Annotated in this window: 12 protein-coding genes; 2 read left to right on the forward strand and 10 right to left on the reverse strand. The window is 41.9% G+C overall.

Annotation, left to right across the window (positions count from 1 at the left end):
* Window positions 1–83: 83 nt before the first annotated feature.
* From QJ048_RS14550 to QJ048_RS14575, 6 genes are all read right to left on the reverse strand, one after another.
* On the reverse strand, window positions 84–1,559 hold the full coding sequence (locus QJ048_RS14550; RefSeq protein ID WP_282335109.1) for a sulfatase family protein: 1,476 nt from the start codon (window positions 1,557–1,559) through the stop codon (window positions 84–86).
* A 102-nt stretch (window positions 1,560–1,661) separates the two neighbouring features.
* A complete protein-coding gene (locus tag QJ048_RS14555; RefSeq protein ID WP_282335110.1) occupies window positions 1,662–2,633 on the reverse strand; it encodes a TonB-dependent receptor plug domain-containing protein in 972 nt (323 codons plus the stop codon).
* A 469-nt stretch (window positions 2,634–3,102) separates the two neighbouring features.
* A complete protein-coding gene (gene fucP, locus QJ048_RS14560; protein ID WP_282335111.1) occupies window positions 3,103–4,401 on the reverse strand; it encodes an L-fucose:H+ symporter permease in 1,299 nt (432 codons plus the stop codon).
* 166 nt (window positions 4,402–4,567) lie between these two features.
* Window positions 4,568–4,903, reverse strand: coding sequence for an L-rhamnose mutarotase (locus QJ048_RS14565; protein ID WP_282335112.1), 336 nt, complete (start codon window positions 4,901–4,903; stop codon window positions 4,568–4,570).
* A 101-nt stretch (window positions 4,904–5,004) separates the two neighbouring features.
* Window positions 5,005–6,228, reverse strand: coding sequence for an enolase C-terminal domain-like protein (locus tag QJ048_RS14570; protein WP_282335113.1), 1,224 nt, complete (start codon window positions 6,226–6,228; stop codon window positions 5,005–5,007).
* Window positions 6,229–6,383: 155 nt separating this feature from the next.
* Window positions 6,384–7,214, reverse strand: coding sequence for an SDR family NAD(P)-dependent oxidoreductase (locus tag QJ048_RS14575; protein ID WP_282335114.1), 831 nt, complete (start codon window positions 7,212–7,214; stop codon window positions 6,384–6,386).
* Between the two features lie 72 nt (window positions 7,215–7,286).
* Here QJ048_RS14575 and QJ048_RS14580 point away from each other — a divergent pair, with 72 nt between their 5' ends.
* Together QJ048_RS14580 and QJ048_RS14585 are read left to right on the forward strand one after the other, a co-directional pair.
* Window positions 7,287–8,153, forward strand: a complete 867-nt coding sequence (locus QJ048_RS14580) for an AraC family transcriptional regulator (RefSeq protein ID WP_282335115.1) — start codon at window positions 7,287–7,289, stop codon at window positions 8,151–8,153.
* Between the two features lie 164 nt (window positions 8,154–8,317).
* Window positions 8,318–8,704, forward strand: coding sequence for a VOC family protein (locus QJ048_RS14585; protein WP_282335116.1), 387 nt, complete (start codon window positions 8,318–8,320; stop codon window positions 8,702–8,704).
* Window positions 8,705–8,923: 219 nt separating this feature from the next.
* On the opposite strand, the gene QJ048_RS14590 is transcribed toward QJ048_RS14585, so the two are convergent.
* From QJ048_RS14590 to QJ048_RS14605, 4 genes are all read right to left on the reverse strand, one after another.
* Complete coding sequence (locus tag QJ048_RS14590; protein ID WP_282335117.1) at window positions 8,924–11,080, reverse strand: polysaccharide lyase 8 family protein; 2,157 nt, start codon at window positions 11,078–11,080, stop codon at window positions 8,924–8,926.
* A gap of 32 nt (window positions 11,081–11,112) precedes the next feature.
* Window positions 11,113–12,633, reverse strand: a complete 1,521-nt coding sequence (locus QJ048_RS14595; protein WP_282335118.1) for an alpha-L-fucosidase — start codon at window positions 12,631–12,633, stop codon at window positions 11,113–11,115.
* Window positions 12,634–12,867: 234 nt separating this feature from the next.
* Window positions 12,868–14,367, reverse strand: coding sequence for a sulfatase family protein (locus QJ048_RS14600; RefSeq protein WP_282335119.1), 1,500 nt, complete (start codon window positions 14,365–14,367; stop codon window positions 12,868–12,870).
* Window positions 14,368–14,611: 244 nt separating this feature from the next.
* Window positions 14,612–15,385 (reverse strand): response regulator transcription factor, encoded by a 774-nt coding sequence (locus QJ048_RS14605; protein ID WP_282335120.1) that lies wholly within the window; start codon window positions 15,383–15,385, stop codon window positions 14,612–14,614.
* Between the last annotated feature and the right edge of the window lie 23 nt (window positions 15,386–15,408).

Here is a 15,408-nt window from a genome sequence, read left to right on the forward strand (position 1 = left end):
TAAGTTTTAAGTAGTAAGTAGTAAGTAGTAAAAGAGCGTCAACTTTCTTACTACTTAAACCTTATTACTTATTACTTACTACTTTACTTCGTCTTATTAATGTATGCCGGTTCGCGAACTTCGGATCCGGTAGTTTTTGTAAGATCATCGCCTAAAGATTTGCGATATTTTTCTGCGATCTCTTCAAGTTCTTTTACTATTTCGGGATGGGCGTTTTGCACATCATGTGTTTCACCCGGATCATGCGCCAGATCGTACAATGCTTCAGGTACATTCATATCCGCATATCCGCCTGGAAATCCATCTTTACCGGGCATATAGGTTTTGTATGTTTGTCCTTTGTGCGGCAAAACAAGTTTCCAATATCCTTTACGCACGCCCTCTAAGTTGTTGCGTCCGTAATAGTAAACAAACTCCTCTCTTGGATTTGCATCAGGCTGCTGAAACAATAATGATTGAATGTCTACTCCATCAATTTTGTTTTTTGGCAATGGCGCTCCCGCCAGTTTTGCAATGGTCGGCAACAAGTCAATAGTGGATGAAAGATTGTTACACACGGTGCCTGAAGGAATCTTACCTGTCCAGTGCATGATGCAGGGTTCTTTTTGTCCGCCGTCCCAGCTGGTTCCTTTGCCTTCTCTCAAGCCGGCTGTGTTGCCCGCATGATTACCAAATGTTAACCATGGACCATTGTCGCTGGTAAACACCACTAAAGTATTTTGATCTATGCCCCGCTCTTTCAGCGTGCGCATAATTTCGCCGATGGACCAATCTACCTCCATCATCACATCAGCAAAAAGCCCTTTACCACTTTTGCCCAAAAAGGCAGGCGATGCATATATCGGCACGTGCACCATGGATGGAGCAAGATATAAGAAGAATGGTCTGTTTTTATTTTCTTTAATGAACTTGCAAGCACGCTTTGTATAAATGCCTGTCAATTCTCCCTGATCCTCTAATGTTTGAATATATTTTATCGGAGAATCGCCTTCAAGCAAAGGCAAAGGAGGATATTTAAACTGAGGTTTTGTAGAGTCCGTCATTGGCTTGCCATTATAACCAACCGGCCACATATCATTTGAATAAGGTAATCCTAAAAATTCATCGAAGCCATAATGAATTGGCCAATAAGGTGCTTTACCGCCTAAGTGCCATTTACCCACCATGCCGGTATGATAACCCACTTTTTTTAACATAGAAGCGATGGTTTCTTCCTCTGGATTGAGTGCTCTGTTTTCCCAAGGCATGAATGCGCCGGATATACCGAGCCTGTTAGGATAGCAACCTGTAAGCAAGCCGCACCTTGAGGCAGTACATGTTGCCTGTGCTGCATAAAAGTTTGTGAAGCGCATACCTTCTGCCGCAAGCTTGTTGATTTGCGGCGTGTGATACGGGCCTCCGTTGTAACACTCAGGATCACCATATCCCATGTCGTCCATCAGAATGATGATGACGTTGGGCTGCTTACCAGCAGCTTCATTTTTTGCACGTTGTCCGTAGTTTACGTTACTTACCAACAAGAACATTGCCAGGAGCGAGTTCAAAAATATAGGTTTCATCTTTCGGTTTTAAATATCACCGACGAACAATACTGTTCGCCGGTGACAAATAACTGATATTTTAATCCAAATTCTATAACAATATTGATGATTCGATGTTTTTTATTGCCAACCTGGATTTTGGGAGAGTTTCGGATTCAGTGTGATTTCATTCGTTGGAATGTTATCGAGGTAATCTCTGTTTATGTTGAAATTATATCCGTTGGGTAAAGCCGTTTTCAACACGTCCACAAGACCTTGCGCATTGGTTAACACAGTTGGAGCCGGTGAATAGTCCGAAGCAAGGTATGGAAAGCCTAAAGGACGTTTACCGTTAAACAAAGCGTGTGCTCTCCATCTGTGCCAGTTTCCTGAATATTCAATATTCAATTTACCATTCGTTCCACCTGATTTAGTAGTGATCAGAATTACACCATAAGATGCCTTTGCGCCATAAATAGCGGCAGAAGCGCCATCTTTTAGAACTGATACAGATTCGATATCATTGGGGTTAACTCCATTGATGTTATCGGTCTGAATACCATCTACAAGAACAAGAGGCGTACCCTGTCCTCTGATCTGCATGCTTAACGCGGCACCCGGTTCAAAACCATAAGTTCCCGGCGTAAAGTTCATGCCCGCTACTTTGCCCTGCAGTGCCTGCGACAGTGTAGCGGTAGGACGGTTAATCAATTCTGTGCCTTTTACTACGGCAACAGAACCGGTAAGGTTCACTTTCTTTTGAGTACCGTAACCAACAACGACAACATCAGTCAATGCTTTGGAGTCATCTTTCAAAACAATGCTGAGGGAAGCCTGTTGGCCTGCTTTTACTTCTTGTGCTTCAAACCCAACACCGGTGAGTACGAGGACTGTACTGTTGCTATGTTTCAGGCGAATGCTGAATTTTCCTTTTTCGTCTGAAGCAGTTGCGTTGTTCGTTCCTTTTTCTGTAACGGTTATCCCGGCAAGTGGCAAACCCTTGTCATTTGTTACCACACCCGTAATAGTTCCGCTTGCTACGTTTTGAGCAAAGATGCTCCACGTACACAAAAGCATAAACAGCGTAAGCATTAATCTTACTGATTTCTTCATAATGGCAGTTTTTAAATTTGGGTTTTAATAATCAAAAAAAATTACCCAATCGTTTATTTAGCGATCGTTGATACTTATGTCATTTGACAAAAAAATTGAAAAAAAAATGCTCCCGATAATTTCTGCGGTGGTTTTGCACTTATTGTTATGCTTGAGAGCATTTTATCACTATTTTGATGTCATCATATATAGTTATGATAAGGTTTAATGGCGTCTTTCATCAGCTATCCAAGACACTACACTTGCGTCTTTTTTTATAGGAGAAGATTAGTTACGCAAGTAATGCAACGCAAATGTGCTAATCTTGTTAATGGACCATTTTAGAAAAAAAAAAACGGACCAATTAAACAATTACTATCAACAATATATTAGAGGATAAATACAAAAAGCGCCCCAACAAAAACGTCTTTTTTTTCCTTCAATATATCGTTGATTTCATTGGACAGGATAAACCAATATTCAAATTACTTTAAACAACCTCTAAGCTTTCTACACTTATAGTTTGCGGTTTTTTATGAATTATTCGTGACCCTTTTCTTGCATAGTATATCACATACACATAACAGGCTGCGGAAAACAAATATGCTAACCTGATGTCTCCTCTGTCTGACAATATTCCCATCAAGGGCGGAACAACTGCACCACCCACAATTCCCATGATCAATAATGAAGAAGCCGCTTTTGTGTACGCACCGAGATCCTTAATGCTTAGTGTAAATATCAACGGATACATCACAGACGTGAACAATCCTACCAATGCAAGAAGACATAAAGAGTAATAACCCGGCGCCACTATTGCAAGCGCCACACATACACACGCACCGCCTGCGGATATGAGCAACATGCGCTGAGCCGGAGCCCTCTTCAGTAGCCACGATCCACTCAACCTGCCTGCTAAAACGAGCAGCATGAACAATGTAATAAACAAGGCGGCTTTCCTTTCTCCCAACCCTTCCAGGTTCATTGATTTTGCATAACGGATAAAGAAACTTACAATGCCTACTTCTGCCCCTACGTAAGCAAAGACGGCCAATGCGCCGAGGTACGCATGTTTGTATCGAAAAACATTTTTGAACTTATATTGCTCATCTGCATTTTCCTGAATAGTGGGCAGTTTTGTAAACAGAATACATATTGCTGCCAATAAAAACAAAACGGCCAAAGCGATATAAGGCAGTTTTACCAGTGAGGCTTCGTTTGTGAGGAACTGATTCAATTGTTCCGGCGCGTATGCGTTGATCTCTTCAGCAGAAACATCTTTCTTATGCAGCAATAACAACGACGCAATGTACGGGGCACTTGCAGCGCCGCATGACCCAATCGCTGCCGATAAGCTTAGCCGGCTTGATGCGCCTTCCGGTGCGCCAAGCTTTGCGACATAAGGAGTGGCAGCGGTTTCCAAAAAAGTGAAACCTGCTGCCATAATAAACAACGCGCCCAAAAACAACGGATAATATCGTGTTTGAGCGGCCGGATAAAATAAACAAGCTCCTACACATGCGATTACCAAACCTGCTACCATACCGGCTTTATAACCCTTGCGACGTATATACAATCCCGCTGGCAGAGCCAATAAAAAATAGGCGCCAAAAAAAGCGGATTGAATAAAAGTTGATTGCACATCAGTAAGTCTGCACGCTCTCTTCAAATGCGGAATCAGTACATCATTGATGTTTCTGCACATGTTCCACAAAAGCATCAGCGTCATTACGATGATAAAGGGTACTATGTACTTTTCTTTTTTGATCCCAGGTAAATGATTATCCATTTTGCAAGCAATACGTTTTTAGTTCAATTAGTAATTAATAATTAACAATTAATAGAATAGCATTCGTTATTAAATGTAACACCTCCAATTTTTGAACAGATTTGTAACATCATTTTTGTAAAGCATGTCACCCTATTAATTCTTAATTATTAATTATTAATTCCTCCTATAGTTTAAATACTTGTTTCATCAACACCCAATGTTCACCAGGTTCAGCAAATGCGGGTTTCTCCTGCATCGTATTCATCAATGCAGCCCATTCCTGTTGGCGCGGCAATCCAGCCATTTTTTCAAAGCCACTTTTCAACTCAAACTCATCATCGGTTTCCATGATCATTACAAGTCTTGTCGATACGCGATAGATATCCATCGATAGTATACCACATGCTTTGATGCCTTCCGGTATCTCAGGCCATATTGAATCTTGTCGATGATATTTCTCATAGGCTTCTATCAACCCATCATCGTTCTTCAAGTCAAGCGTTAAGCAGAATTTTTTCATGGTTCAATGTAAGTTTTGAGTTATGAGTTCTGAGTATTGAGTTCGGGGTTTTGAGTTTAGTTCGCCCTACTCGTAACTCAAAACTCAATACTCAAAACTTCCTACCCTATCAAGTCGCACGAACTTCCCGGCTCCTGCGGCGTTTCGTATACTCCGTTTTTCACATTTACCGGATGTACAAAATGTTTTTGCAAATGCGGTATATGTTCCAGAAACAAGGCTTCGTGTCCCATGCTGATATGATTGAACAGTACAAGGTGTTGATGTAATTGTCCCATATCTCCCACATGAGGTACCACAGGTACACCATATTTTTTTGCCAGCAGGCTCACTGTAATAAACTCACTTACACCACCAACCCTCACTGCATCTACCTGTATAAAACCCGCACACTTAGCCTGCAAATAATTTTTAAATATTAGCCTGTTCGGTACGTGCTCGCCCAAAGCCAACTTCATAGGAGCAATTGCTTCGGCCAGTACTTTGTGCGCAAATACATCATCCGGATGTGTTGGTTCTTCTATCCAATATGGATTCATTGGCCTTAGCATTTCTGCTATCCGCAAAGCCTGGTTCAACGTCCATTGCTGGTTAGCATCCAACATTATCTTCGCATCATCACCCATCGCTTCTCTTACAATGTGCGCTCTCCTTACGTCTCGTTGAGAGTCTTCGCTACCCACTTTCAACTTCACGGCATTAAAGCCTGCATCGATCGCTTTTTTGCAATTCTCCTTTACTTTATCATCGCTATAGTTGAACCAACCAATAGAAGTATCATAACCCGGATATCCGTTTTGGATGATAGACATTCTGCCATTTGTGTTTTCCTGTTGTGCACGGAGCATGGCTTTTGCCTGTTCTGCCGTAAGCTCGTCATCCATATAGCTCAAATCAAGTGTAGCAACAACTTCCTCGGGTGTTAATGTTGTCAGCAACTTCCATAAAGGCAAACCTCTTTTTTTTGCCCACAGATCAAAGCATGCATTCGTAACCGACGCCAATGCAAGCTGCACTACTCCTTTATGTGGCCCCAACCAACGGAACTGCTGTTCATTCGATAACGCCTTTGACAGTTTTCCAAAGTCGGACATAACCTCCTCAATATCTCTTCCTTCTAATTGCTGCGCATAAAATGATGCGGCCTTACACACCAGATCATTTCCTTCTCCCAATGTAAACGCAAGTCCCACACCTACTATTCCGCTATCATCTACCAGGTTTGTTACCGCATATGAATACACGGGATCTTTATGAATGGCATCACTGCCTGCACCCGGTGCCAAAGGAAATCTCCGGTCATCAATTCTTATATGTTTGATCATTGTTTCTTTTTTTTTAGCGTAACTGTTTAACAAGTTTTAAGTCTTGAGTCTTGAGTTTTTGCCATCATACAAACTCGTTGAATACATCATTTTGATATGATTGCTTAAATATTCCGCAACTCTCTATTTTCAATTTTCAACTCAACTTTCAATTTTCAACTCCTCCTATATCCCAATTCCGCACCACCGCTCACCGGCATAATACAGCCTGTTACAAACGAGGTCTTATCGGAACATAAAAACACACAGGCATCAGCTATTACATTACCCTGCGGACAATACCCCAGCAAATGGATGTCGTTCAAATAGTTTTCAATCTCGTTTGTATTCTTTTGTTCGTCAGCCCACTTGCGCAACATAGGTGTCCACACTCCTGCCGGTGCTACCGTATTCACTCTTATACCAAATGGCGCATAATCAATTGCCATCGATTTTGTCAGTGCGTTTACAGCACCTTTAGTGGCGGCATACGCTGCATGATCGCCCTGGCCCATGCTGCCAACCATACTACCTGTATTGAGTATGCAGCCACCACTGTCCTTTAAATATTCAAGTCCGTATTTTGTAGTGAGATAAATGCTAAAAAGATTTACGTCCATTAATCTTCGCCATTCTATCATGGACGTTTCGTGCAGAGCTTTCGCCGGATTTGCGATACCGGCATTGTTATGAATACAGTTAAGTATCCCATAGCGGGCAATTACTTTTTCTATAGCATCTTCTATTTGCACAGCGTCTGACACGTCACAAACAACACCCATATGATCGTTGCCTATTTCCAACATCAGACTATTTAATGCAGCGGCGTCAACATCCAACACTGCGACCAAAGCTCCTTCCTTTACATATGCTTTTACGCAATGCATACCCAATCCCACTGGCACCTCCGGTAACCAGGATAACTCTTTTTTCCAATAACATATGGCAACAAGCAATTTTCTGCAACAAAAAAAATGATAATTATCAAGCAAAAGATTTCGTTTCATTTCCAAAACATGCACTATTTTATCATAAATGATCTACTTTTATTGTCCAAAGAGAATATTTGCGACTGACATATGAAACCCATTCTTCTTAAAATAACATCAGGGCCTTCGGTATCATTCAGTGCACGAACTGATGCCAAATCTTACAAGAACAACAACTGGCACTACCACCCCGAGATTGAGTTGATTCATGTAGTAAAAGGAGAAGGCACCCTGTTTGCCGGTGATGGCATGCATTATTTCAAGAATGGAGATTTAGTATTGATTGGCAGTATGTTACCACATTACTGGAAATTCGACGATCCTTACACACTTGTTGAAAAGCCTTTAAAATCATATATTGAGTTGACACAATTCAGGGATGATTTTTGGGGTAAAAATTTCTTAACCTTACCGGAAAATCAAAAAATAGCTTCGCTTTTGGAGAGGGCACAAAAAGGCATAGTGCTGAAAGGGTCCAAAACATTAGCCGTCAAAAGCCTTTTGAAAGACCTGACCACCGCAACGGAAACCCGGAGAATTATTCTGCTGCTGGAAATATTGTACTCCCTTGCAGAATTTAGGAAATGTCAGTACATCGCGTCGGATTACAGCAGCGTCACATCTGAAGGACAGTCCGACCGCATTAATGCTGTCTACAACCACACACTTCGCAATTTCAAAGAAAAGATCAATATCAAAACACTGGCGGACATAGCCAATATGACGCCCAATTCGTTTTGTCGTTATTTCAAATCCTGCACTCGCAAAAGCTACTCGCAGTTTGTGATGGAACTCCGCATCGGCCATGCCTGCAAGTTACTTTCTGAAGGCAGAAAAAGCATTAAAGAAATTTGCTACGAAAGCGGCTTCAACAGCTTCACATTATTCAATCGCCAATTCAAAAAATCAAAAGGGCTGCCGCCTAATGAGTATAAGAAGAGCATGCAGCTGGAATAATTTGAAAATTTGAAAATGTGCTAATTTGAAAATTCTTTAGATGCAGTTTTCATTATAAATTCGAGACAGGTTGTTTCGCATGAAAGAATGAAAATTAGCAAACATGCCGAACAGAATACATTTTCAAATTTTCAAATCTTCAAATTCTCAAATTAAATTAGTTTATGAAACCTAAAAAAATATGGGCCAATTTCAGTGTGCAGGACCTGGACCGAACTACCAAATTCTATAAGCAACTTGGCTTTAAACACAATGGCGCTTCAGAGCAACTGACGAGCTTTTTGTTCGGTGACGAAAATTTCATCATTCATTTCTTTTTAAAGGATATTTTGGAGCCCGCAATGAAAGGGCCTATCACGGATTCAAAGGCTGGAAATGAAATTATATTTACACTTTCTGCCCCTACTAAAGAAGATGTTGATAACTGGGCAAAAGAGATCGGGGAAGCCGGCGGAACCGTAGTGTCAAAACCTGAAGAATTTGGAAAAGGATATTACGGTTTTGTATTTGCAGATCCTGATGGTCACAAGTTCAACGTGTTTCATATGTAGTACTGCTGTGCGTTATAGCATTGTACATAAGTAACTCTTCTTAAGTCATCAAATTAAAAAAAGGGGAAGCTCCCCCTTTTTGCTTAACAACAAGAACCCAACATTTGACCAAACAAAACCTACTTTAATTACCTATGTAAAATCCTTTTTTCATTTCATGATCTATTATTTTTTCGAGATCATAATTTAGGAATGAGTATTGATTTTTTGGCTCAATTTCTACTCCTTATTAAGCGAAACAGAAACAGTCGATCCTGCCATTTCTTTTGTTGGTAAATCGATATGCAAATGCTGTTGTATACCTGACCTGCTATTTTGCAGAGTGATATTGACAGCGGTTTCCACCTGCGTGGGATCAGCAATATAAATCGCACCACCTGGAGCTTCTGCATTTTTTATCATAAGAATGCAAGGCTTGTCTGCAGTGACAGAAAATCCTCCAACATCCACTTTGCCTGGTTTGTAAAAAATGATTTGCGTTACGCCTAAGCCTTTGTGCTTCACCGCTTGCAAAGAATCGTTATTAGCGATGATAAAAATTTGTTTACCGTCATATTTTTCCATCTCTGCAACACTATTTACAGCAGGCAACACAACGTATGCGTAAGAAGCATTGCGAGGTTTAGCGCCATGATCAAACCACAGCTTAAATACTTTGCCGCTTTCCTGTTCATCAGAAAATGAGTTATTGATATGTTTCCAGCTGCCTGTTTGAACTGCTTTTGAGATCCGTATGTCTCCACCTTGCGGAAAGTAATAACCGATGCTATCGTGCCATATCCATGCGCCATTCTTTGAAGTCATAGAGGCCTCTTCCTTATTCAATGTCTTTTGTTTTTTGTCGCCCGTGAATACATCTCCGCGTAGCCAGCATTGATTTACCGTCGTTGTGATCGACTCGTCTGCAATACTGCGAATGCCTGCACCAAGACAAACTATTTCCTTATCAAACATGAACCACGATTTTTTTAATTGCACGCTGTCATAATTCTGGACATAGGCTGATGCATTATACAGACCATCGCTAACGCCTCCGGCAAATGCGGTACTACCCTGCTCACCCCACTGAACTGTTGTTGGGCGGTCGGTGGCATAGTCTCTTGATGTTACACCTGGAATTTTATCCCATTCCCAAACGGGCATAATATTGTAATACTCTGAGCCGTCCCTTTGAATGTTGGTGGAACCATCCGACAAATATCTTCCCAGCAAATTTTCGCGATTGCCGGCTTCACATCTTTTTGTTCTGGTGCTCACCATTCTGATGTTAAAGGAATAATCGGGCATCGTGTGTATGGTGTAATCGCCGATCCAAAAATGCCTGTCAAATGCTGTCACATTGTATGAAGCGGGCCTGGCGCCGGAAGATCTTTGAATTGCACCCAACCAGTCTTCAACATATTGAGGGTCTATCTCATTCATCAGAGCCAGTCGCTTTCCTTCTGAATGTTTGCTGAGTATATTTTTTCTGCTGACACCGCGGCCTTCAACATTAAAATCAGAATAGGATCCGCGGATAATTTTTAAATAAGTATTGCGATAGTAATTCGACAGCAACTCCAGTCTTTGTTTGTCTAATGCATATGGAGTGTTGTGCACGTAATACGCCATGCCAACCACGCCCGCCAGAAATACGTTGCCGTAACTCGATATTTGCAATTGCGGACCATGCTGCAGGTACGAGTTATCATACTGCAAACCTTCCTTATAGTGTACGAGTACCAGCGGTTCAAAAGTTTGAGCCACGGCCAACGATAACAAGGCAGTGTCTGATGTTAACAAGGCGCGATAGAAATAATGCAAAGCAACATCCGTTTTATTGGCACCGGTTTGCTTAAAAACATCGCCACGTTTCATGCGCTGTATCAATGAATCCTGGAGGCTTTGCGGCAATTGCTTTTTAGCATAGCGCATACCTATCAACAGTTCACCAAGACATTGTGGAGCACCTATTTCGTTGTGCCACCAGTTATCGCTTTTAGGATCGGCACTATACCAGTATTCAAGTCCATGCTGAATAGCATTGAACAATTCATCGCCATACCTGGCATCTTCCGAAACATAAGCATTGACCAATAGCTTCAGATGTTCGAGGTGTACAGCCGGTTGCCATTTTGCAATTGTTCTGTCAGCGTAATCAATATCGTTCCATTTTCCGTTCGGCTGAACGCTATGGAGCAAACTGTTGACAGTTGCTGAAGATGCCGGGCTTGTTTTTGTCTGCTGCCATACCCGGCTCATAATGGTGCCGAAAACCGGCAACGTCTCAAAGACTTTACTGTAAACACCGCCCTGCAACGACCCGCAGAAAACGGTTTGCATCCCGCTTAAGCAACAAATAAAAATGACCGCTTTAAATATCTTGGTTAGCGACATAGTGGAAGTTGTAAGTTTTGATTTTTTACTTTCTAATTCAGTACCACATCAATCACATCGGGCAATGCTGTTCTTACTGTTGCAGGAACAAACACTGTCAACTGATTATTCTCTACGCTGTACTTTAATGTTTGTTTGCTACCTACCAATTGAACTTTCTTAATTTTTTTATTGGTATTGAAAACAACTTTTTCATCAGCGATTGTTTCACCTTTTTCCTGTGGTATCAAAAACAAATAACGATGACCTTTTCCTGCAGTGGCCGGCACTGATGCATATTCGGTGGAATCAATTGCTTGTACCCCTTGAATTGACGGGCCGTTCACTTTCATCCATGCAGCAATTTCTGAAAGGCTTTTATACATCTCAGGAGTAAAAACGCCGTCTTTGGTAGGACCGTAATTCAGCAACATGTTTGTATTAAACGATCTGCATCTGATAAGATACTCAAGAACATGTGCCGTTGATTTCATGGGATTCTTTGTATAGCCCCAACCGCTTTGTGTAATGGTGGTGCAGAGTTCAGCCCATCCGTCCTGTTTTACAGCGGGTAGTGCTTTGTCTCCTTCAAATGTTTTATAATCGCCGTAACCGAAAAACCTTGGGCTCACAATGATGCCCGGTTGCAACTGTTGTATGCGTTCCATGGAGATGCATTGATCCCATGCTTTGTTGCCACGTGGAATGTCGGCAGAGCCATCGAACCAGATCATGTCTATTCTGCCATAGTTGGTCAGCAGCTCTTCCACCTGGCCTTTCACATAAGCAGCCATGTGTTCATAGTGCGCCTGTTTTTCAGCCTCTGTTTTTGCCGCTGTTCTTGGTTTTAAATTTTCATCCAGTGCGGGAACATTGGAATAAGTTTTGGAAACACCATAATACATGAAGTCTTGAAACTCGCCATTCTCGTGCCAATCAGGACCGGAATAATACAGGCCGACTTTCAGTCCATACTTTCTGCATGCAGTCACAAACTCCTTCACAAGGTCACGTCCACCCATGTAATTTTTTGTGTTCAAATTACCGTAAGCACTCGGCCACATAGCAAAGCCATCGTGATGTCTTGAAGTTAAAACAACATAGGTCATCCCGGCTTCTTTCGCTGCCTTGATCCATTTTTCAGGATCATAGTTTTTGGGATCAAAATATTTTGCAAGCGACCAATACTCTATTGGTGTGATACAACTGTTATTTTTCTCACATCTATTTCCGGCAAAAAAATTTCCACTAGCAACGAATCTATCAACAGAATCCTGTGAAGGCTTTTTAGAGCTCCAGCCGATCTGTGTGCCCGCCATCATGGGCCATGAAAGGTCAATCTCTTTTACAGAAGCAATACTCCAGTGTATAAACATGCCGAACCCTGCCTGGGGAAACCACTGGCCATTCGGATGAGTAGTATGTTTGTAGCTGGATTTGTTGTCTTCCACAATGCCGATCTGGGCATGCTCCATCTTTACTTTGTCAGCATCTTTGGGCTGCGCAAAAACCTGGCTTACAGAAAAGCCGCTTAATAGGTACGCAGATAATGTAATGGCCAAACTCTTTTTCATTGGTTGTCGTTTTAATCAATCGTCAATTACGATAAGTATAATTTAAGTCGTTTTTCTCAGCGAACCGAGCGATATTGAAACCGTTTCAAACTTACAAGACCTGATAAATTCTATGGGAGACAAATCTCTTTTTTTGGGGTGAAATTTGTAAAAGCATCACCATACCTCGCAAGCTGTATTAAAACTTACTGGTTTTCGAAAAACAGCGAAGTCCAGGGCTAATACAATTCGCCCCTACGGCCTGTTCGGCCCTTGTATTTTTTGCAATAATTCCGATAACTCTTTTACTTTCGCCGGCTGTTTTTCCGCAAGATTATTTTTTTCGCCGATATCGTTACCCAAATCATACAGTTGAGGTTTTGCGTTGTTGCCAAGCTCAGTGTTTGTTTGCCTATTAAGCGCAGGGCCATTGTTGGGAACAATGTATTTCCAATTGCCTTGAATGATCGCATATGTATCGCTATCCAGCACGAGCCAGTTCCTTCCCTGTTTTGCTTTTCCCATTAAAGCATTGAGCATGTCCTGGCTATCTGCTGCTTCTGATGATGGTATTGTTTGTTGCAACAATTCGGAGAAAGACGCGATAAAATCAATCTGGCAAACCAATGCGTCAGACACAGAAGGCTTTATTTGTCCCGGCCAGCTTACCAGCATAGGCACGCGTGTGCCCGCTTCGAAAGCACTGTATTTACCGCCCCGCAAAGGCCCCCAGGGTGTGTGACCATTTAATAGTGTTGCTGCTCCGTCCACATAGCCATCATCTAAAACTGGTCCGTTATCACTGCTGAAGATGATGATGGTATTTTTTGCGATGCCCATTGCTTCCACTTCTTTCACAATTTCTCCCACTGCCCAATCGAGTTGCAGAATGGCATCTCCTCTGAAACCTAAGCCGGACTTACCTTTAAACATAGTGCTTGGCATACGCGGCACATGAGGCTCTGTCAAAGCGTAGTATAAAAAGAAGGGCTTGGTTTTGTTGCTCTCTATGAATGATTTTGCTTTTGTCAAAAATGTCAGCGGCATTTCTTCGTCTGTCCAGCGTGCGGTGTGCCCACCACTCATGTAGCCGATGCGACCAATACCATTTACAATTGTATTGTCATGTCCATGCGATGATTTCATTTTCAGTAACCCAGGATGATCTTTACCTGTAGGATCATTACCAATAGGCTTTTGATAATCCACCGCAATAGGATCGGTTTTGTCTAATGCGACTACGCTATGATTTTCCAAAAACACTGATGGAACCCTGTCAGCCGTAGCCGGAAAAATAAAAGAGTAGTCAAAGCCCACTTCATTTGGACCGGGCTTTATTTCTTCGTTCCAGTTTTTTGCAACGGCATCACCTAATCCCAGATGCCATTTGCCTACAATACCGGTTGTATAACCTGCGTTTTGAAACAGCTTTGGCAATGTGGTAGCATTTGTAGGAATAATCAATGCCGCATCGCCCGGCAATATACCGGTACCGGTTTTGCGCCATGGATATTGCCCCGTCATCAATCCATAGCGGGAAGGCGTACACGTAGCTGATGTAGAATGGGCGTTTGTAAACCGCACACTCTGCGTAGCCAACTTGTCGAGATTTGGTGTATGAAGTTTCGTAGCACCATAGCAACTTAGATCACCATAGCCAAGATCATCTACATAGATCAAGATCACATTGGGTCGCTGTGCAAAGCCAGCGAAGGCCCACAAACTGAAAAAACAAACGGATAAATATTTGCACATGGCTATATGTGTTTGACAACAATGTAATTGTTTTTTTTGATCCCGTGATAACACAAACGGTTGCGCAGAAAACAAGCGTCTGCTTATCTTCCATCACGATACCGAACAAGCATTGTTCATTGATCCGTGGTACCCGCTTACTCATTGTAAATACTGAAACCAAGAGACACTTATTTCGCCTTTGTACCTGCGAGCCAATCAGGCAGGTTATGAAGACGCAGGTTATGCCGAAAGGACTATTGTGTCACTCATATTCTCCTTTCGCCCGATCGATATACTCCGACGGTGTTTTACCAAACAACTTTTTAAACTCCTTGCTAAAATATTTACGATCGTTAAAACCCACCTCCCACGCCACTTCTGCCACGTTTAGTTTATCCTTCGAAAGCAATATAGCAGCCTTTTTCAATCGCAGCGATTTGATGAATTCTCCAATTGGTATTTGAGTAAGTGCATTGAATTTTTTATAAAGCACGGCTTTACTCATGCCGATACATTTCGACAGATCCGAAATATTGAAATCTGCATTCGATAAGTTTTCATTAATGACATTCATTAATCTTTCCATGAATTTCTTGTCCACAGTACCCACTTCTACTTCCAGCGGCTCCAGTAAAACTTTATTGTCATATCGCTGACGAATCGCTTCACGTGACTTCAGCAGATTGCTGATATATGATTGAAGTATCTGTACACTAAATGGCTTGGTAAGATAAATGTCGGCGCCGCTTTCCAGCCCTTCGAGTTGTTGCTCTACGGCTATCTTGGCGGTTAACATGATCACAGGTATATGACTGGTGCGTTCGTCACTTTTAAGCTTTCTGCAAAACTGATTACCATCCATTTCAGGCATCATTACATCAGTTACAATCAAATCAGGTATTTCTGCTACAGCCGCTTCCCAGCCTTGTTTGCCGTTACTGGTTTCGAGAAACTCGTAATAGGGCGACAAACATATCTTTATAAATTCACGGAGTTCAGTGTTGTCTTCTACAATCAGGATCTTGTTCTCTTTCATAACTGGTAATAAAGTAAATTAAG

The sequence above is a fragment of the Pinibacter soli genome (assembly GCF_029961145.1).
Taxonomy (GTDB): domain Bacteria; phylum Bacteroidota; class Bacteroidia; order Chitinophagales; family Chitinophagaceae; genus Pinibacter; species Pinibacter soli.